The following is a 17792-nucleotide window of genomic DNA, read 5'->3' as shown; positions in this document are numbered from 1 at the left end:
TTGACCCTCACCCTATCCTCTGCGTATGGTCCACGCATTAGAGCGTATGTCATACGCAGATTACGGAGGGTGATTATGGCGAACGGACCGCCGGCGGTCGAGCTGGTCGACCTGCGCAAGTCCTTCGGTGACGTCGTCGTCCTCGATGGCCTGACCATGCGGGTGCCCACCGGAGGCGTACACGCCCTGCTCGGCCAGAACGGCGCCGGCAAGACCACCACGGTGCGGATCCTGGCCACGCTGACCCGGCCGGATTCGGGCAGTGCCCGGGTCGCCGGTCACGACGTGGTGCGCGAGCGGCGCCGGGTGCGCCGGGCGATCAGCCTCGCCGGCCAGCACGCGGCGCTCGACGACGGGCAGACCGGCGTGGAGAACCTGACCATGCTGGCCCGGCTGGTCGGGCTCGGTGGCGCGGCGGCCCGCGACCGCGCCGCCGCGTTGCTGGACCGCTTCGACCTGGCCGACGCCGCCGGCCGGCGGGTCCTGACCTACTCCGGTGGGATGCGGCGGCGCCTCGACCTGGCGGCGAGCCTGGTCGGTACGCCGCCGGTGATCTTCCTCGACGAGCCCACCACCGGCCTGGATCCGCGCAGTCGGCAGGGGCTGTGGGAGGTGATCGGCGAGCTGGCCGGGGCCGGGGTGACCGTGCTGCTCACCACGCAGTACCTGGAGGAGGCCGACCGCCTCGCCGACCGGATCATGGTGCTGCACCACGGCGGGCTCGTCGCAGACGGGACGGCGGCCGAACTCAAGGGCCGTTTCGGTGCCCAGCGACTGGAGCTGACCTGGCGCGACGAGGCCAGCTTCGCCGAGGCGGCGCGCCGGTTGGGCGAGCGGACCACCCATCGTGAGCCGGCCCGGCTAACGCTGTCGGTGGCCACCGACGGCAGCGCGCCACAGGTACGCGGCCTGCTCGACGAGGTCGACCCGGACCGGCACGGGGTGGTCCGGTTCACCGTCCGGGAGGCCACCCTCGACGACGTGTTCCTCACCCTGACCGGCCGTCCGGCCGACCCGGAGCGGGAGGTGGCCCATGTCTGAGCTGACCGGCCGGCCGGCGCAGGCCGCGGTGATGATCGCCCGATGCGTCCGGCTGTCCCGGCGCAACATCGACGCGCTGCTCACCTCGTTGCTGCTGCCGGTGATCCTGATGCTGCTCTTCGTCTACCTCTTCGGCGGGGCGATCGAGACCGGCTCCGCGTACGTGACCTATGTGGTGCCCGGCGTGCTGCTGCTCTGTGCCGGCTTCGGTGCGGCGGGGACGGCGGTCAGCGTCACCACCGACCTGACCAACGGCATGATCGAGCGGCTGCGCACGATGGACGTCGGCGCCACCTCGATTCTCACCGGGCACGTGGTGGCCAGCGTGGCGCGCAACACGGTGTCCACCGCGCTGGTGCTGGGCGTCGCCGTCGCCATCGGGTTCCGGCCGGCCGTCGAGCCGCTGCGCTGGCTGGCCGCCGCCGGCGTACTGCTGCTGTTCCTGCTGGCGGTGTCGTGGCTGTCGGCGGCGTTCGGCCTGCTGGCCCGCACCCCGGAGGCGGCCAGCGGCTACACCTTCCTGGTGATGTTCCTGCCCTACCCGAGCAGCGCCTTCGTGCCGGTCGAGACCATGCCCGGCTGGCTGCGCGGCTTCGCGGAGAACCAACCCGTCACGCCGGTCATCGAGTCCCTGCGGGGGCTGCTGCTGGACACCCCGGTCGGCTCGGCGCCGGCCCGCGCGGCGGCCTGGTGTCTGGGCCTGCTGGCCGTCGCGGTGGTGCTCTCCGGGTTGCTGTTCCGGCGCCGGGTCGCCTGACCGACGCGGCCCCACCCCCGATCGGTCATGAGGTTGGCGGCGGTCTTCGAGATCGAGACTGCCGCCAACCTCATGATCGACGATCTGTGTGGGTGGGGATCAGTCGTTGAGGACCTGGGCCAGCCGGTCGCGGAAGCGCCGCTCCGACGAGCTGACCACGCTCCCGCCCAGACCGAGGAGACCGCCGCTGGTGGCGGCACCGACGACCTGCTCGGCGATCTCCACCAGCCAGTGCCGGTAGGCGCCCGCCTCGCCCTCGTCCAGCCGCGCCGCCAGCAACGCCGACGCCGCCTTGGCGCGGCCCAGCACGTCCTCGGCGTAGGCGCGCGGATCGTCGGGTTCGATGGCCGGCAGTTCCTCGCCGGCCTCCGGGTCGCCCACCCGGATCACGATCTCGCCGGCCACGGCCGCCACCAGCGGGCTGGCCGACTCCCGTCCGGCGGAGATGGTCTCCAGGCCGGCGGCGCTCTCGGTCATCGTCGCCTTCGTGCCGTCGGACTCGGCGGCGCTCGCCGCGGTGAGCACCGACTGTGGCAGGCCGACCAGCAGCCCCCACTCCTCGTCGGAAAAACCGAAACCGGTGTACGCCGGCTCTTCGATCACGACCTGCCCCTCCCACTCGTCGTCCACGTTCTCGCCCGGACGCGCCGCCGTCCGCGGCCGGCCCAGGTTATGCCAGCGTCAGCAGTCCCTGTTCGGACACCACGCTCACCGAAAGCGTCTTGTACCCGACCTCGTCGAACAGGACCGTCATCCGGCCCTCCTCGTAGCTGAGCACCAGGCCGGTGCCCCAGTCCGGGTGCCGGACCTGGCTGTGTACCGGGAACGGCCCGGACGCGCCGTCGTCGGCGACGCTGGTGCCGGCGTGGCAGTTGTCGCAGTGCCCGCAGATCTCGGTCATCTGCTCGCCGAAGTAGGCCAGCAGCGTCTGCCCCCGGCAGCCGCTGGTCTCGGCGAAGGCGCGCATCATGTCGGTACGCGACCGGGTCAGGCTCTGCTGCCGTTCCGCCTCGGCCACGGCGGCGGCGGCCGCGTCGACCGGAGTCGGGGCGTAGCGGGGCGCGCCGACCCGCTGGCCCGCCCGGGGCTGCGCCGCACCGACCTGCTCCAGCAGGGCGAGGTACTGCCCGAGCTTGCGCGGGCCCAACCCGGTGACGGCCCGCAGTTCCTTGCGGGTGGTCGGTTGGCGGCGCAGCAGCGCGGCCAGGTCCCGCAGTTCGGTGGTGTCCGGCAGGCCGCCGCTGAAGTAACGCTGCAACCCCACGTCCTCGGCCTGCCACAGCAGCAGTACGCGGGCCGGCTGGCCGTCGCGCCCGGCCCGGCCGATCTCCTGGAAGTAGCTGTCCGGTGAGTCGGGCAGCGCCATGTGCGCCACCCAGGCGATGTTCGGCTTGTCGATGCCCATGCCGAACGCCGAGGTCGCCACCATGATCGGCACCTGGTCGGCGAGGAACGCCTCGTGCAGCCGGGCACGGGCGCTGGCCGGCATCCCACCGTGGTAGCACTGCGCGGGGAAGCCCGCCTCGGTCAGCCGGGCGGCCAGTTCCTCGGCGGCGCGTCGGGTGGGGACGTAGATGATGCCCGGCCGCCCGTCGTCGCGCAGCAACGTGATCAGCCGTCGCCACCGGTAGTCCTCGGTGGGGCAGTGCGCCACCTCGAAGAAGAGGTTGGGACGGTCCAGCCCGGAGACCACGATCTCGGGCCGGTGCAGCCGCAGCCGGGCGACGATGTCGTCGCGTACCGGCGGGGAGGCGGTGGCGGTCAACGCGACCACCGGGGGCCGGCCGATGCCCTCGATGAGCTGGCCGAGGGCGAGGTAGTCCGGGCGGAAGTCGTGGCCCCAGGCGGAGATGCAGTGCGCCTCGTCGATCGCCACCAGTGCCGGCCCGAGGGCACCGACCTCGGCCAGCCGGTCCGGGTTGGCCAGCTGCTCGGGGGTGATGAAGAGGAACTCGGCGCGGCCGTCGCGGATCTCGGCGATCGCCTCGGCCTGCTGGGCCGGTGACTCGTCCGAGCTGATCCGGACCGCCCGCAGTTCCGGTCGCTGTCGCTCGTTGAGCGCGGCGATCTGGTCCTGTTGCAGTGCGAGCAGCGGCGAGATGACCACGGTCGGCCCCGGGATCAGGCTTGCCGGGATCTGGTAGATCGCCGATTTTCCGGCGCCGGTGGGCAGCACCACCAGTGCGTCGCGTCGCCGCATCACGGCGCGCATCGCGGCCAGCTGGTTGGGGCGCAGGGCGGTCCAGCCGAACAGGCTGCGCGCGGCACGGCGCAACGACATCGAGTGCGTGGTCAGCTTCATCGAGGACCGCAGGTACCCGGGTGGGTCGGCGCGGAAACCCGCTGGTGCCGGTCCGGCATCGACCGCGGGCGACGGGCCGCGGCCGGAGCCGGCTCAACTCGGCCGGGGCGGCACGTCGCGCCGGTGGAGGTCGAGGAGTCCCGGCCAGTCGGGCAGGCGGTACTCCGGGCGGCCCGGGTCGCGCCCGGGTCGGCTCAGCGCCGGAACATCGCCCGGATGGCGAGGAGCAGCAGCAGGCCGCCGACCACCAGACCGAGCAGGCGTACGCCGGGGATGTCGGCCGGGCTCGTCGCGTCGGCCAGCAGCATCGGGTCCATCCCCGCACTGTGGCGGCAGCCGGGCGTGGCGGCAACTGTAAGGTTTATTGACTATTCGGTGGCGTGGGTGTGACCATGTCTGCACCGCCGGCTGGCGGGGGAGTCCACGGCGGAAAAAGGCGGGGGTACGGCGACCGTATGAGTGAGCGGAGCGAGCGAGACAGACATCTGGCGGCCCTGGCGGCCGCGGTCCTGCAGCCCGGTTTCGTCGGCACCGTCCCGCCCGCGTGGATCTGTCGCTGGCTCGGCGAGGGGCTCGGCTCGGTGGTGCTGTTCAGCCGCAACGTCGTGGACTCCCCGCAGGTCACCGCGCTCACCGCCGCGCTGCGCGCGGAGCGTCCCGACGTGATCGTCGCCATCGACGAGGAGGCGGGGGACGTCACCCGCATCGAGTCCGGCCGGGGAAGTTCCCGCCCGGGCAACTTAGCCCTCGGCGCCGTGGACGACCCGGCGCTCACCGAGGAGGTCGCCCGGGACCTCGGCGTCGAACTCGCCGCCGCCGGGATCACCCTGAACTACGCGCCGGACGCCGACGTCAACTCCAATCCGGACAACCCGGTGATCGGTGTCCGCTCGTTCGGCGCCGAACCGTCGCTGGTCGCCCGGCACACCACCGCCTGGGTGCGCGGTCTGCAGTCCGGCGGGGTCGCCGCCTGCGCCAAGCACTTCCCCGGCCACGGCGACACCCGGGTCGACTCGCACCACGACCTACCCCGGATCGCCGCCGACCGGGCCCGACTGCACGCCGTCGAGCTGGCGCCCTTCCGGGCCGCCGTCGCCGCGGGCGTCCAGGCGGTGATGACCGGGCACCTGCTGGTGCCGGCGCTGGATCCCGAGCTGCCGGCCACCCTGAGCGGCCGGATCCTGGGCGGACTGCTGCGTGAGGAGATGGGCTTCGACGGTGTCGTGGTGACCGATGCGGTGGAGATGCGCGCGGTCGCCGGCCGGTACGGGTTCGCCGGCGCGGCGGTGCGGGCGCTGGCGGCCGGTGCGGACGCGGTCTGTGTGGGCGGCGAGCACGCCGACGAGGAGACGGCCCGTTACCTGCGCGACGCCATCGTCGACGCGGTTCTCGCCGGCGACCTGCCGGAGGAGCGACTGGCGGAGGCGGCCAAGCGGGTCGGCCAACTCGCGGCCTGGACGGTGGCGGCCCGCACCGCCCGTCCCGGCACCGGCGCTCCCACGGTCGGTGCCGGGACGGCGGCCGGCGTCGGCTCGGCGGTCGGGTTGACCGCGGCACGTCGGGCGATCCGGGTCACCACCAGCGGCGGGGAGGCCACCGCGCTGCCGCTGACCGGCCCGCCGCACGTGGTGGAGTTCCAGCCGCCGCACAACATCGCGATCGGGTCGGAGACCCCGTGGGGGGTGGCCGCGCCGCTGACCGCGCTCGTGCCGGGCACCACGGGCGTCCGGTACGCCGAGACCACCGTGCCCGTCGACCCGGCCGCCGGTGCCGCGGGCCGGCCGCTGGTCCTGGTCGTGCGCGACCTGCACCGGCACGGCTGGATGCGGGACGCGGTCGGCCGGGCGCTGGCCGCCCGGCCCGATGCGGTGGTGGTCGAGCTGGGGGTGCCGGCGCTGATCACCGGCGGGGTGCACATCGCCACCCACGGCGCCACCCGGGCCGCGGGCCGGGCCACCGCCGAGTTGCTCGGCGGTGCCGTCGTCACACCGGGCTGGTGACCAGGTCGGCGTACTCCGGGTGACGTTCGATGAAGGCGGCCATGAACGGGCACTGGGGCACCACGCGCCCGCCCTGCGCGCGGACCTGGTCCAGCGTGCCGCGCATCAGCGCCGAGCCGACGCCCATGTTCTGGTAGCCCGGATCGACCTCGGTGTGGGTGAAGACCAGCACCTCGCCGCGGAGCAGGTACGCGGTGAAGCCGGCCAGCGCGTCGTCGACCAGGATCTCGTAGCGGTGTTTGGCGGGATCGTCCTCGACCAGCATGCTCACCCGCCCATTGTCCACAGGTCAACGCCGGCCCCGGAGCACTTCGCCGACGTCTCGTACGCTGGCGGTGTGACGAACCGATCCCCCGCTGGTAAGAACCTTCGCCTCCTCGCCAACCGGAAGACCTTCGGCCTGCTGGCCGGCCTCGCCCTCGGTGCCGCCCTGCTGGCCGGCTGTAGCTCCGAGGGGGCCAGCACCGACTGCGGGCTGGACGCCTGCACGGTGACCTTCGATCGGGGGGTGGACGCCCGGGCCAGCATCCTCGGCGTCGAGGCCCAGCTCATCGAGGCGCAGGACGACGTGGTCACCATCGAGGTCGCCGGTGAGCAACTGTCGCTGACCGTCGGGCAGCAGGCCGCCGACGTGGGTGGCCTCGCGGTCACCCTGGACAGCGTCACCGACTCCGAGGTGAAGGTCCGCATCGAGCGAAACGCCGGCTGAGCGCGGCAGCCCCGGTGGTCCGGCCGGCCTCCGCCCCCGGTGGTGGCCGGCCACGTTTGGAAATCTTCGCCGCCGGAGATTGAGGCGCCATGTCTCTCACCCGGAACGCCGAAACCACCGCTGCCCGTACGGCCGACAGCCGGTGGCTGGAACTTCTCGCCCGGGCCGGTTTCATCGGCTACGGGATCGTGCACCTGCTGTTCGGCTGGCTGGCGTTGCAGATCGCCTTCGGCAACTCATCGGACGACGGCGACCAGTCCGGTGCGTTGCGGACCCTCGCCGCGCAGCCGACGGGCACGTTCGTCGTCATCGCCATCGCCGTCGGCATGCTCGCCATGGCGATCTGGCAGGCCCTCGAGGCTGCCGTCGGGCACCGCGCGGAGCGGGGCGACGACCGGCTCAAGGAGCGGGTCGTCTCTGCCGCCCGCACGATCATCTACCTCTGGCTGGCCTGGACCGCCTGGAAGGTCTTCTCCAACGCCAACTCCGACAGCGCGTCGCAGCAGGAAGAACTCAGCGCCCGGCTGATGGAGTCCACCGGTGGCCGGTGGCTCGTCGGTCTCGCCGGCCTGGTCCTCGCCGGGATCGGTGTCGGCATGGCGGTCTACGGGATCCAGAAGAAGTTCATGAAGCGCCTGAAGGCCGGCCAGATGAACGCCCGGACCACGAAGCTCGCCCGCCGGCTCGGCGTGGCCGGTTACGCCGCCCGGGGCACGGCGTTCGCCGTGACCGGCGGGCTGGTCGTGCTGGCCGCGGTGAACTACGACCCGGAGCAGGCCCGGGGCCTGGACGCCGCGCTGCGGACGCTGCGGGACCAGTCGTACGGCGCGATTTTGCTCACCCTCGTTGCGCTGGGTATCGCCGCCTTCGGCGCATACTGCTTCCTACAGTCCCGCTACCGCAAGGTCTGACCCTCTCCTCCGCAGGCCCCGCGGTGGCCGACGACGGCGATCCAGGGCACCATTGCCCCTTTGCCGGATCTTGATCGCCACTGTGCCGGATCTTGCCGTCGGCCGGAAGGAGAAGTAACACGTGGACAGCTACCTCATGACGGTCGTCGCCGCGCTCGCCGCGGCGGCGATCGCCCTTGTCGTGGTCGAGGTGGTGCACCGCCTCACCCGGAGGTGGGGCCGCCGGTCGACGCTGCTGACCGAGTTGACGGAGCACGCGCACCGCTCGTTCCAGGTCGCTGTCACGGTGCTCGCCGTGCAGTTCGCCGTCCGTTTCAGCACCGGGTACGGCATCGGCACCCCGTGGCGCCAGGCGCTGCTGCACCTGCTGGTGCTCGCCGTCATCGCCGCCACCGCCTGGCTGGTCGCCTCCCTGCTGGTGGTGGTCGAGGACACCGCGTTGGCCCGGTTCCGGGTGGACGTGCCGGACAACCGGCACGCCCGGCGGGTGCGCACCCAGGTGGTGATGCTGCGCCGGGTGACCGTCGTGGTGATCGTCGTGCTGACCGTCGGCGTGATGCTGATGACCTTCCCCTCCGTCCGGGGCATCGGAGCCGGCGTGCTGACCAGCGCCGGTGTGGTCGGTGTCGTCGCCGCGCTGGCCGCGCAGAGTCTGCTGGGCAACCTCTTCGCCGGCCTGCAACTGGCCTTCAGCGACGCGGTTCGCCTCGACGACGTGGTGGTGGTCGAGGGTGAGTGGGGCCGGATCGAGGAGTTGACGCTCAGCTACGTGGTGGTCCAGATCTGGGACGACCGGCGGCTGATCCTGCCCACCTCCTACTTCACGAACACCCCGTTCCAGAACTGGACCCGCACCGAGGCGGCGGTCCTGGGCACCGCCGAGTTCGAGGTGGACTGGTCGATCCCGGTCCAGACCATGCGGGAGGAACTGCGCCGCCTGGCGCAGGCCACCGAGTTGTGGGACGGCCGGGTCTGCGTGCTTCAGGTCACCGACGCGACCGGCGGCATGATCAAGGTCCGTGCCCTGGTGAGCGCCGGCAACGCGGGCGCCCTGTGGGACCTGCGCTGCCTGGTCCGGGAGCACCTGGTGGCCTGGGTACGCGATCACCGGCCCACCGCGATGCCCCGGTTGCGCACCGAGGTCGGCGACGGCGCGGGCAACCTGCCCTGGCAGTGGGTGCAGCCCCGGCAGTCGTCGCGCCGCAACGGCGAGGCCGAGATGCCCGACGACTCCCGGATCTTCGGCGGCAGCGACGACGGCCAGGCCCGCAACGAGGCCTTCGTCGGCCCCGACGAATCCGCCGACTCCCGCCGCTGACCCGGGTCGGCGCTGGTGGTGGTCGGTGGGTCGTGACCTGGACGGGGGTGGGGGCGTTGGGGGAGGGGAGCGGTGGCGCGGCCGGCGGGGTGGGACGTTTGGCGGGGCGTTTCCTGGGGACCTGCTGCGCGACGCTTCTGCTCCTGCACCGTCGCGCCGTCGCCGGCACGACGGGCGCGGTGGACCGTTCCGGACCGAAAACCGCACAGACAGGATTGGCGAGCGGCGACTCCGGGCATACAGCGCGGTGATGACGAGAGGGGGACAGCATGGCTGACGTGGCGAACGCCCGTACGTCCCACAACGGGAGTGAGCCGTCCACCGCCGAACTGGTCCAGCGGGCGGCGGAGCAGGTGTCGCGCCTGGTCCGCGACGAGCTGACGCTCGCCCGCGCGGAGTTGACGCAGAAGGGCAAGCACGCCGGTATCGGCCTCGGCCTGCTCGCCGGCGGCGGGGCGCTCGCCTTCTTCGGCCTCGGCGCGCTGGTCACCGCCACGATCCTGCTGCTGGCCCTGGTGGTGCCGGCCTGGGCGGCTGCCCTGATCGTGGCGGCTGCCGTGTTCCTGATCGCCGGTGTGCTTGCGCTGATCGGCAAGCGGCAGGTCAGCCGGGCGGTCCCGCCTGTCCCCCAGGCGACCGTGCGCAGCCTGCGGGCCGACGTCGACGTGGTCAGCGCCGCGGTCAAGGACAGGGGACGGGTATGACACGCAACGGCACCGGTGACACCGAGGCGCTGCGGGCGGACATCCGGCGCACCCGGGTGGAACTGGGCGAGACGATGGAGGCGTTGGCCGCGAAGGCCGACGTCAAGAAGCGACTGAAGTCCTCGGCGGACCAGGCGCGGGAGCGGGTGCGGGCGCAGGCGGCGCTGACCGTCGCCCGGGTCCGTGCACAGTCCGGCCTCACCCACCCGCAGGGGCGGGGCCGGCAGGGGCCCACGCCGTTCGTCGCGCTCGCGGTCGGTGCGGTCGCCGCCGCGGTGGTGCTGATGATCATTCGAGGGAGGCGCGGGTGAGCAGGGGAATCGGCAAGGCCGCCTACAAGCCGGTCGGCGTGCTCATGGGCTTCGCCGCCGGTGCGATCGCGGGGGCGGTCTTCCGTCAGGTGTGGAAGATGACCGCCGGTGACGGTGAGGCCCCCAACCCGACCGACGAGGACCGCCGCTGGGGCGAGATCCTCGCGGCGGCCGCGTTGCAGGGTGCCATCTTCTCCGCCGTCCGGGCCGCCGTGGACCGGGGCGGCGCGGTCGGCGTACGCCGCCTCACCGGCCGGTGGCCCGACTAGGGCGTGTGCGTTCGGGGCCCTCCCGCCGGTCGTCGGCGAGGGGGCCTTTCGCCTTGTCCCGCGCCGCCGCCCAGCGGATCGTACGCATCCGTCAGGTCACATGTCGGAGAATTTCGTCGTCTGGGCTATGCGAAGTTTTTGCGTACGTGGTTTGCTGTTCCACGCTGTTGTGAGACGGCGTGGGTTGAGAGAAGTCTCCTTAACCGGGGGCCGCCTCAGGCACCGCTGCTCGAAAACGGCCAATCGGCCGCACGGCGTGCTCGGCCGCCAGTTTTAGAAGGAGATACACATGGCGCAGGGAACCGTGAAGTGGTTCAACGCTGACAAGGGCTTCGGCTTCATCACCGTCGACGGCGGGGGTGCTGACGTGTTCGTCCACTTCTCGGCCATCCAGTCCAGCGGCTACCGCACGCTGGAGGAGAATCAGCGGGTGGAGTTCGAGATCGCCCAGGGCCAGAAGGGTCCGCAGGCCGAGCAGGTCCGCCCCCTCTGAGGCACCGGTCGGCGACGGCCGGCCAGTGGCGAGGCAGTCCCCGAATCAGTGCGAAGCCCCGCGTTCCGACGGACGCGGGGCTTTCCGCATCCGCACCGACTCTCAGCGCTGACTGCGGGCACGAATCCCCAGCCAGAGCAGGGCCAGCCCGACCAGCACCAGCGCCGGGCCGAGGATCGCCCAGATCCGTTGGCCGGTCATCACGCTGCCCTCGACATAGCCGAGACCCTGCACCGTCCAGACGGCACCCACGACCACGGCCAGCAGGCCGAGTGTGAGCCGGAACCAGCCGCTCATCGCGGTCTCCCTCTGTCGGCGCCCGCCGGTGGTCGGGCCACCGGCGGGCGCGCCGTTCACCAGCGGTGGTGCACCTGCGGGCGGATCAGCTCGTCGTAGACCGCCGTCACCTCGGCCAGTTCCCCCGCCGAGAGGGGTGACTGGCCGGCCACGGCGGCGTTGCCGCGGGCCTGTGCGGCGTCGCGGGCGCCGGGGATGACCACGGTCACCCCCGGCTGGTCGAGCACCCAGCGCAAGGCGAACTGGGCCATCGTGCGGTCGTCGCCGACGAGTGGGGCCAGCCGCCGGACGGCCGCCAGGCCGGTCGAGAAGTCGACTCCGGAGAAGGTCTCGCCGACGTCGAACGCCTCCCCGTGCCGGTTGTAGCTGCGGTGGTCGTCGGCGGCGAAGGTCGTCCGCTCGTCGTATCGACCGGAGAGCAGGCCACTGGCCAGCGGGACGCGGGCGATGATGCCGACGCCGGCGGCCGACGCGGCCGGCAGCACGCGTTCGAGCGGCTTGTGGCGCAGCGCGTTGAGGATGATCTGGACGCTGGCCAGCCCGGGCCGGGCGATCGCGGTGAGCGCCTCGTCGCAGGTCTCCACACTGACGCCGTACGCGGCGATCCGCTTCTCGGTCACCAGCGTGTCGAGGGCGTCGAAGACCGTGCCGTCGGCGAAGACGGCCGTGGGCGGGCAGTGCAACTGCACCAGGTCCAGCGTGTCCACGCCGAGGTTCGCCCGGGACCGGTCGGTCCACTGACGAAAGCTGTCCACGGTGTACGCCGCCGGGGTCTGGGCCACCCGGCGGCCCATCTTGGTGGCCACGGTGAGCCCGGCCTGCGGGTGGGCGGCCAGGAACCGGCCGATCAGCTGTTCGCTGCGCCCGTCGCCGTAGACGTCGGCGGTGTCCAGGAAGGTGACGCCGGCGTCGACCGCGGCGCTCAGCACCGCCATCGCGTCGTCCTCGGTGACGGTGCCCCAGTCGGCGCCGAGTTGCCAGGCGCCGAGCCCGACCACTCCGACCTGCCGGCCCATCCGGGGGAAGGTACGTTGCTCCATGGCACTGAGCCTAGTGACCGTCGTTGCCCGAGCGGATGCCGGGCCGTACGGTTAAAAGACGGACGTACGGTTTATGAGGTGGCCACGGAGGCGACATGTGGGATCCGGCGGTGTACCTGCGCCACGGCGACGAACGCTCCCGGCCGTTCCACGACCTGCTCGCCCGGGTGGCCGCCGACCGGCCGCGGACGGTGGTCGACCTCGGCTGCGGCCCCGGCACCCTGACCGCCGGCCTCGCCGCCCGGTGGCCCGACAGCCGGATCGTCGGGCTGGACTCCTCGCCGCAGATGATCGCGCGGGCGAACTCGCTCGACACCCGGGTCGGCTTCGGCGTCGCCGACGTGCGGGACTGGCACCCCCGGCCGGACACCGACGTGGTGATCAGCAACGCCGTGCTCCAGTGGGTGCCCGGCCACCGGGAACTGCTCACCCGCTGGGCCGCCGAGCTGCCCGCCGGCGCCTGGCTGGCGATGCAGGTGCCCGGCAACTTCGACGCACCGTCGCACCGTGCGCTGCGGGAGGTGGCCGGGCGCCCGCCCTGGCAGGCGGAGCTGGCCCCACTGCAGCGGGAGGCCCCGGTCGCCGACCCGGTCGACTATGCCGGGTCGCTGGCCGCCGCCGGCTGCGTCGTCGACGCCTGGGAGACTACCTACGTGCACCTGCTGGCGGCCCGTCCCGACGCGGACCATCCCGTGCTGACCTGGATGGAGGGCACCGCGCTGCGCCCCGTCCGGGCCGCGCTGGACGACGCCGGCTGGTCCGCCTTCCGGGCCGCGCTGGCGGTACGCCTCGCCGAGGCGTACCCGGTGCGGCACGGCCAGGTGTACTTCCCGTTCCGACGGATCTTCGCCGTCGCCCGCACCGGCGCCCGCGCCCAGGAGAGTTCGTGACCGATCTGCCCACCTTCATCGCCGGTCTGCCCAAGGTGGAGCTGCACGTGCACCACGTCGGCTCCGCCTCGCCCCGGATCGTGACCGAGCTGGCCGCCCGGCACGAGGGGAACACCCCCGTTCCGGCCGACCCGCAACTGCTGGCCGACTACTTCGTCTTCCGCGACTTCGCCCACTTCATCGAGCTGTACCTCAGCGTCGTGGACCTCATCCGCGACCAGGAGGACGTCTGGATCCTCACCCACGAGGTGGCCCGGGAACTGGCCCGTCAGCAGGTCCGCTACGCCGAGCTGACCGTGACGCCCTACTCGCACGTGCGGCGCGGCATCCCGGCACCGGCGTTCTGCGAGGCGATCGAGGACGCCCGCAAGCGGGCCGCCGCCGACTTCGGCGTCGAGCTGCGCTGGTGCTTCGACATCCCCGGCGAGGCGGGGCTGCCGGCGGCCGAGGAGACGCTGCGGATCTCCCTGGAGGAACGCCCCGACGGGCTGGTCAGCTTCGGTCTGGGCGGCCCCGAGATCGGGGTGCCGAGGGCGCAGTTCCGACCCTACTTCGAGCGGGCGCGGGCGGCGGGGCTGCACTCGGTGCCACACGCCGGTGAGACCACCGGCCCGCAGACGATCTGGGACGCGCTGCACGAGCTCGGCGCCGAACGCATCGGCCACGGCATCTCCGCCGCCCAGGATCCGCAACTGCTCGCCTACCTCGCCGAGCGGCAGATCCCGCTGGAGGTGTGCCCGACCTCCAACATCCGGACCCGGGCCGTGCCGCGCCTCGACGAGCACCCGCTGCCCCGACTGGTCGAGGCCGGGGTGCTGGTCACCATCAACTCCGACGACCCGCCGATGTTCGGCACCACCCTGGACGACGAGTACGCGGTGGCCGCCCGGCTGCTCGACGCCGATCCGGCGCAGGTGGCCGACCTGGCCCGCAACGCGGTGACCGCGGCCTTCCTCGACGACGCCGGCAAGCAGCGGATCATTGCGGAGATCGACGCTCACCTGTCCCGGACACTCCGCTGACCGCACGGCCGCGCGGATCGGCGAACCCGACGCAGCGACCGCGATGACGCCTACCTGACCCTGCGGGAAACGGTGCGGGCCGGCCGGCTCGACGAGACGTGGCGCGCGGCGGGAGTGAGGTGTGGGGGGACCGTGTCTCCCGCCGCGCGCACGGCTCCACCGGCCGGTGTGCGCTGGGAGCGTTGGGCCGGTGGAACTGCTGGTTCCGGTGCTGATCCTGTCAGCCGGACCGGCCGGCCGGGACGGGGTTAATCCGGATCTAAGGAAGACTTGTGCCGTCCCACAGCCCGCTGCCCACCGTGGGCGCCGGAAGCCGCACGGAGCGCTCAACCGTCGACGGGGCGCTGCCGTGGCCAACGGCGCCCACGGGGCTTCTGCTCGCGCCCTCCCGCGCCATCCGGCCCACCAGGCCGAACCGGCTGACCTGGCGCGGCGTCGCCTCGGGGTCGGCCAGCAGCATCACCACGCTGGCCCCACCCAGCCGGGCCCGGTCGATGCTGACCGAACCATTGGCCTGCAACGCCACCCGCTTGGCGATGTCCAGCCCGAGACCGGTGGAGCCCTGGTCGCTGGTGCCGCGACGCAGTGCCCGATCCGGGTTGGCGATGCCCGGCCCGGCGTCGTCGATCCGGATCGCCACGTACCCGTCGCGGCGGGACACCGCCACCTCGAACGCGGTGCCCTGCGGCGTGTAACGGAACACGTTGCCGATCACCGCGTCCAGGGCGGCCGCCAGCTCGGCGCGCGGCACCGGCGCGGGGATGCGCAGCTGCGCACCGGAGACCCGGTGCGGGCGGTTCTGGTCGCCGGCGAGCGCCGCCCAGAACACCATCCGGTCCCGGACCACCTCGCTCACGTCGCACATCGCCGGCGCGGCCTCGGTGGCGACCGCCTTGCGGGTGGTCTTGATCAGCACGTCGATCTCACCCTCCAGGGTGACGATCGCCTGCCGGATCCGCCGGATGCCGCGCCGATGGTCCAACTCGGCCTGGCTGAACGAGCCCACGCTGGTGTCGTCGGACTCCAGCGCCTCGGCGTCCAGCCGCAGCACCGTCAGCGGGGTACGCAGCCGGTGGGACAGGTCCGCCACCAGTTCCCGCTCCTCGGTGCGGGCGGCCACGAACCGTTCCGCCATCCGGTTGAACGCGTGGCCGGCCTCGGCCAGCTCGCGCGGGCCGGTCGGCTCGACCCGTACGCCCAGGTCGCCGTCGCCCACCGCGAGTGCCGCCCTGACCAGGCCCCGGGTGGCGTCGACGGCCCGGGCGGCGACCCGGTCCACCACCAGCACCGCGGCGCCCACCAGGGCGACCGCCACCCCGGCCAGCAGCAGCCACCGGCTGCCGGCGCCGGCACCGAGCGCGGCGTCCGGTACGAAGACCTCGACCACGGCGGTCCGCTCGCCGAGCACCACCGGATCCAGCCGCAGCACCCCGCCGTCGACGTCGACCACGAGCGAACGCCCTTCGGACCGGGCCCGGTCGAGCTGCCCCGCGTCGGACCGCCCGGCCGAGGCGTCCACGTCGTCGAGACCGTGCACGACCGGCCGGGTGGCCGGATCGTCGCCACTGGCCTCGATCGCGCGGGCGACCACCGCCGGCTCGCCGCTCACCGCGAGTGCCCCGGTGACCAAGGCGCTTCGGCGGGCCGCGTCGGCGATCGCCTCCTCGCCGGCCTGCCCGCCGAGGGTCAGCCCGAGCGGGGTCAGGAAGGCCAGCGCCAGCAGGGCGCCGGTGCCGGCCGTCAACCGGGCCAGCGACCTTCTCAGTCCGGCGCCACCAGCCGGAAGCCCACCCCCCGCACGGTGCGCAGGTAGCGCGGCTTCGCCGCGGACTCGCCCATTTTGCGCCGTAGCCAGTACAGGTGAACGTCGATGGTCTGATCCTCGCCGACCGATGGCTGCCGCCATACCTCCTCCAAGAGCTCCCGCCGGGACACTACCCGGCCGGGGCGGGCGGCGAGGTACGCCAGCAGGTCGAATTCCTTGCGGGTCAGCGCCAGCGCCTCGCCGTCGAGGAGGGCGCTGCGCTCACCGACGTCGACGCGCAGCCCGCCCACGGTGTGCACGGCGGGCTGCACGACGCGGCTGGCCCGGCCCACCCGGCGCAGCACGGTGGTGATCCGGGCGTCCAGGTGCGCACCGGTGAACGGTTTGACCATGTAGTCGTCGGCGCCGGCCCGCAGCAGCTTGACCACCGACTGCTCGTCGTCGCGGGCCGTCGCGATGATGATCGGCACGTCGGTGATGCCCCGCAACATCCGCAGCGCGTCCGAGCCGTCCAGATCCGGCAGGCCGAGGTCGAGCACGACCAGGTCCGGGGTTTCCGCGGCCACCCTGCGCAACGCGTCCAGCGCGGTGCCCACCGCGTGGACGGCGTGGCCCCGGTCGGTGAGGGAACGAAGCATCGCGCCGCGGACGACGTGATCGTCTTCGACCAGGAGGACGGTGGCCACCCAAGCACGGTACTCGGAGCGGCAAGTGGGTCGCCGTTGCGGCCCACCCCGGAACCCGCCAAGCTGGTGCGACCATGACGTTCACCCTCTATCCGGACGCCCGCCTGGCGCTGGCCCGGGACAGTCTCGCCGGCCTGTCCGTCGGGGACGCCCTCGGGTCGCAGTTCTTCGTCCCCGGCCGGCACCCCGCCGACCTGGCCGCCGACCGGCTCCCCCCACCGCCGTGGCAGTGGACCGACGACACCGAGATGGCCTGCTCGGTGCTGACGCTGCTGGCCGACGCGGGCCGCATCGACCGGGACACCCTCGCGCTCGCCTTCGCCGAACGCTGCGAGCCGTACCGGGGCTACGGGCCCGGTGCGGTGCGCATCCTGCACCTGATCCGCACCGGCACGCCGTGGCCGGTCGCGGCGGCCGCCGCCTTCGACGGGCAGGGCTCCTGCGGCAACGGCGCCGCGATGCGGGTCGCGCCGCTGGGGGCGTACTTCGCCGACTCGACCAGCCGGGCGGCCGCGCAGGCCCGGGCATCGGCCGAGGTGACCCACGCGCACCCGGAGGATCGCCGGGGCGGTCGCGGTCGCGGTGGCGGCGGCCCTGGCCGCCCGGGCGCGCCTCGACGGTGACCGGCCCGATCCGGGCCGGCTGCTCGCCGGGGTGGCCGCCGCACTGGACCCGACGACCGAGGTGCACCGGGGCGTACGCCGGGTGGCGGGACTGCTCGACCGCCCGCTGCCCGAGGTGGTGGCGGCGGTCGGCAACGGCTCCCGGGTCACCGCGCAGGACACCGTCGCGTTCACCTGCTGGGTCGCCGCCCGGCATCTGGACGACTATCCGGCCGCGGTCCGCGCCTGCGTCGAGGCGGGCGGAGACGTGGACACCACCGCCGCCATCGTCGGCGGGGTGGTCACCGCGTACGCCGGACTGGGCACCCCGGGCGGGGTGCCCGCCGACTGGCTGGCGGCCCGGGAGCCGCTTCCCGACTGGGTCGGCTGAGCCGGCCGCCCGTCGCCCGGCGCCTCGTCGAGCACCGAACGGTCGACCTCCTCGACGGTGCTGCGGCGCCGTCGGCTGATCAGCCAGCCGATCACCGCGCCCCCGCCGAGGCCGGCGACCAGGCCGGCGGCGAGCAGGCTGTTGGCGTTCGGCCCGCCGTCGGCGTCGGCGGTGGTCGGCCCGCCGTCGGCCGGTTGCCCGCCGCCGCCGGCCGGGCCGTGCGCACCGTGGGCGGCACCCGGGTACGCCGGGTCACCCGGCACGAGCGTCAGCGCGGGCAGCGG

At 73.3% G+C, this 17792-nt stretch carries 19 protein-coding genes and 2 pseudogenes; 13 read left to right on the top strand and 8 right to left on the bottom strand.

All coding sequences use genetic code 11. The features are described 5' to 3' along the window. Positions 1-75 precede the first annotated feature (75 nt). Both KIF24_RS19360 and KIF24_RS19355 read left to right on the top strand, forming a co-directional pair. On the top strand, positions 76-1041 hold the full coding sequence (locus KIF24_RS19360; RefSeq protein ID WP_221085253.1) for an ATP-binding cassette domain-containing protein: 966 nt from the start codon (positions 76-78) through the stop codon (positions 1039-1041). Further along, a complete protein-coding gene (locus tag KIF24_RS19355; protein WP_221085252.1) occupies positions 1034-1798 on the top strand; it encodes an ABC transporter permease in 765 nt (254 codons plus the stop codon). The genes KIF24_RS19360 and KIF24_RS19355 overlap by 8 nt, the downstream gene beginning before the upstream one ends. Positions 1799-1897: 99 nt before the next feature. Here the strand turns inward: KIF24_RS19355 and KIF24_RS19350 are convergent, their stop codons facing one another. The 3 genes from KIF24_RS19350 to KIF24_RS34060 form a co-directional block, all read right to left on the bottom strand. Further along, a complete protein-coding gene (locus KIF24_RS19350) occupies positions 1898-2401 on the bottom strand; it encodes a hypothetical protein (RefSeq protein WP_221087442.1) in 504 nt (167 codons plus the stop codon). A 67-nt stretch (positions 2402-2468) separates the two neighbouring features. Further along, positions 2469-4100, bottom strand: a complete 1632-nt coding sequence (locus tag KIF24_RS19345; RefSeq protein WP_221085251.1) for a RecQ family ATP-dependent DNA helicase — start codon at positions 4098-4100, stop codon at positions 2469-2471. A gap of 194 nt (positions 4101-4294) precedes the next feature. Next, positions 4295-4417: a hypothetical protein gene (locus tag KIF24_RS34060; RefSeq protein WP_269440628.1), complete on the bottom strand. Its 123-nt coding sequence runs from the start codon at positions 4415-4417 to the stop codon at positions 4295-4297. Positions 4418-4555: 138 nt separating this feature from the next. Between KIF24_RS34060 and KIF24_RS19340 the strand changes: the two genes are divergently transcribed. Then, positions 4556-6100: a glycoside hydrolase family 3 protein gene (locus KIF24_RS19340; RefSeq protein WP_221085250.1), complete on the top strand. Its 1545-nt coding sequence runs from the start codon at positions 4556-4558 to the stop codon at positions 6098-6100. Here KIF24_RS19340 and KIF24_RS19335 read toward each other — a convergent pair. Further along, positions 6084-6365 (bottom strand): GNAT family N-acetyltransferase, encoded by a 282-nt coding sequence (locus tag KIF24_RS19335; protein ID WP_230416652.1) that lies wholly within the window; start codon positions 6363-6365, stop codon positions 6084-6086. The two genes, KIF24_RS19340 and KIF24_RS19335, sit on opposite strands and share 17 nt — an antisense overlap. A gap of 72 nt (positions 6366-6437) precedes the next feature. Between KIF24_RS19335 and KIF24_RS19330 the strand changes: the two genes are divergently transcribed. The 7 genes from KIF24_RS19330 to KIF24_RS19300 all read left to right on the top strand — a co-directional run bounded on the left by KIF24_RS19330 (position 6438) and on the right by KIF24_RS19300 (position 10815). Beyond that, positions 6438-6809: a hypothetical protein gene (locus tag KIF24_RS19330; RefSeq protein ID WP_221085248.1), complete on the top strand. Its 372-nt coding sequence runs from the start codon at positions 6438-6440 to the stop codon at positions 6807-6809. A gap of 89 nt (positions 6810-6898) precedes the next feature. Beyond that, entirely contained in the window at positions 6899-7720 is an 822-nt protein-coding gene (locus tag KIF24_RS19325; protein WP_221085247.1) for a DUF1206 domain-containing protein, read from the top strand. Between the two features lie 121 nt (positions 7721-7841). Then, positions 7842-9038 (top strand): mechanosensitive ion channel family protein, encoded by a 1197-nt coding sequence (locus tag KIF24_RS19320; protein ID WP_221085246.1) that lies wholly within the window; start codon positions 7842-7844, stop codon positions 9036-9038. A gap of 269 nt (positions 9039-9307) precedes the next feature. Next, positions 9308-9742, top strand: a complete 435-nt coding sequence (locus tag KIF24_RS19315) for a phage holin family protein (RefSeq protein WP_221085245.1) — start codon at positions 9308-9310, stop codon at positions 9740-9742. Then, positions 9739-10053, top strand: a complete 315-nt coding sequence (locus tag KIF24_RS19310; protein ID WP_221085244.1) for a DUF3618 domain-containing protein — start codon at positions 9739-9741, stop codon at positions 10051-10053. Before KIF24_RS19315 ends, KIF24_RS19310 begins: the two co-directional genes overlap by 4 nt. Beyond that, the gene (locus tag KIF24_RS19305) at positions 10050-10322 is read left to right on the top strand and encodes a DUF4235 domain-containing protein (RefSeq protein ID WP_221085243.1); all 273 of its coding nucleotides are present in this window, start codon (positions 10050-10052) and stop codon (positions 10320-10322) included. Before KIF24_RS19310 ends, KIF24_RS19305 begins: the two co-directional genes overlap by 4 nt. Before the next feature lie 289 nt (positions 10323-10611). Further along, entirely contained in the window at positions 10612-10815 is a 204-nt protein-coding gene (locus KIF24_RS19300; protein ID WP_013732668.1) for a cold-shock protein, read from the top strand. Between the two features lie 102 nt (positions 10816-10917). Here the strand turns inward: KIF24_RS19300 and KIF24_RS19295 are convergent, their stop codons facing one another. Then, entirely contained in the window at positions 10918-11175 is a 258-nt protein-coding gene (locus tag KIF24_RS19295; RefSeq protein ID WP_407940004.1) for a hypothetical protein, read from the bottom strand. After that, entirely contained in the window at positions 11169-12152 is a 984-nt protein-coding gene (locus tag KIF24_RS19290; protein ID WP_221085241.1) for an aldo/keto reductase, read from the bottom strand. The genes KIF24_RS19295 and KIF24_RS19290 overlap by 7 nt, the downstream gene beginning before the upstream one ends. 95 nt (positions 12153-12247) lie before the next feature. Here KIF24_RS19290 and KIF24_RS19285 point away from each other — a divergent pair, with 95 nt between their 5' ends. Both KIF24_RS19285 and KIF24_RS19280 read left to right on the top strand, forming a co-directional pair. After that, positions 12248-13042, top strand: a complete 795-nt coding sequence (locus tag KIF24_RS19285) for a trans-aconitate 2-methyltransferase (protein WP_221085240.1) — start codon at positions 12248-12250, stop codon at positions 13040-13042. Next, positions 13039-14064, top strand: coding sequence for an adenosine deaminase (locus tag KIF24_RS19280; protein WP_221085239.1), 1026 nt, complete (start codon positions 13039-13041; stop codon positions 14062-14064). The genes KIF24_RS19285 and KIF24_RS19280 overlap by 4 nt, the downstream gene beginning before the upstream one ends. A gap of 326 nt (positions 14065-14390) precedes the next feature. Here KIF24_RS19280 and KIF24_RS19275 read toward each other — a convergent pair. Beyond that, positions 14391-15808 (bottom strand): annotated as a pseudogene (locus KIF24_RS19275) (HAMP domain-containing sensor histidine kinase). Between the two features lie 17 nt (positions 15809-15825). Further along, a complete protein-coding gene (locus KIF24_RS19270; RefSeq protein ID WP_221085238.1) occupies positions 15826-16515 on the bottom strand; it encodes a response regulator transcription factor in 690 nt (229 codons plus the stop codon). A 74-nt stretch (positions 16516-16589) separates the two neighbouring features. Between KIF24_RS19270 and KIF24_RS19265 the strand changes: the two are divergent. Next, positions 16590-17508 (top strand): annotated as a pseudogene (locus KIF24_RS19265) (ADP-ribosylglycohydrolase family protein). Positions 17509-17792: the final 284 nt, after the last annotated feature.

It is taken from the genome of Micromonospora tarapacensis (assembly GCF_019697375.1).
In the GTDB taxonomy this organism is placed as follows: domain Bacteria; phylum Actinomycetota; class Actinomycetes; order Mycobacteriales; family Micromonosporaceae; genus Micromonospora; species Micromonospora tarapacensis.
This window is presented reverse-complemented; position numbering and strand designations above follow the sequence as displayed.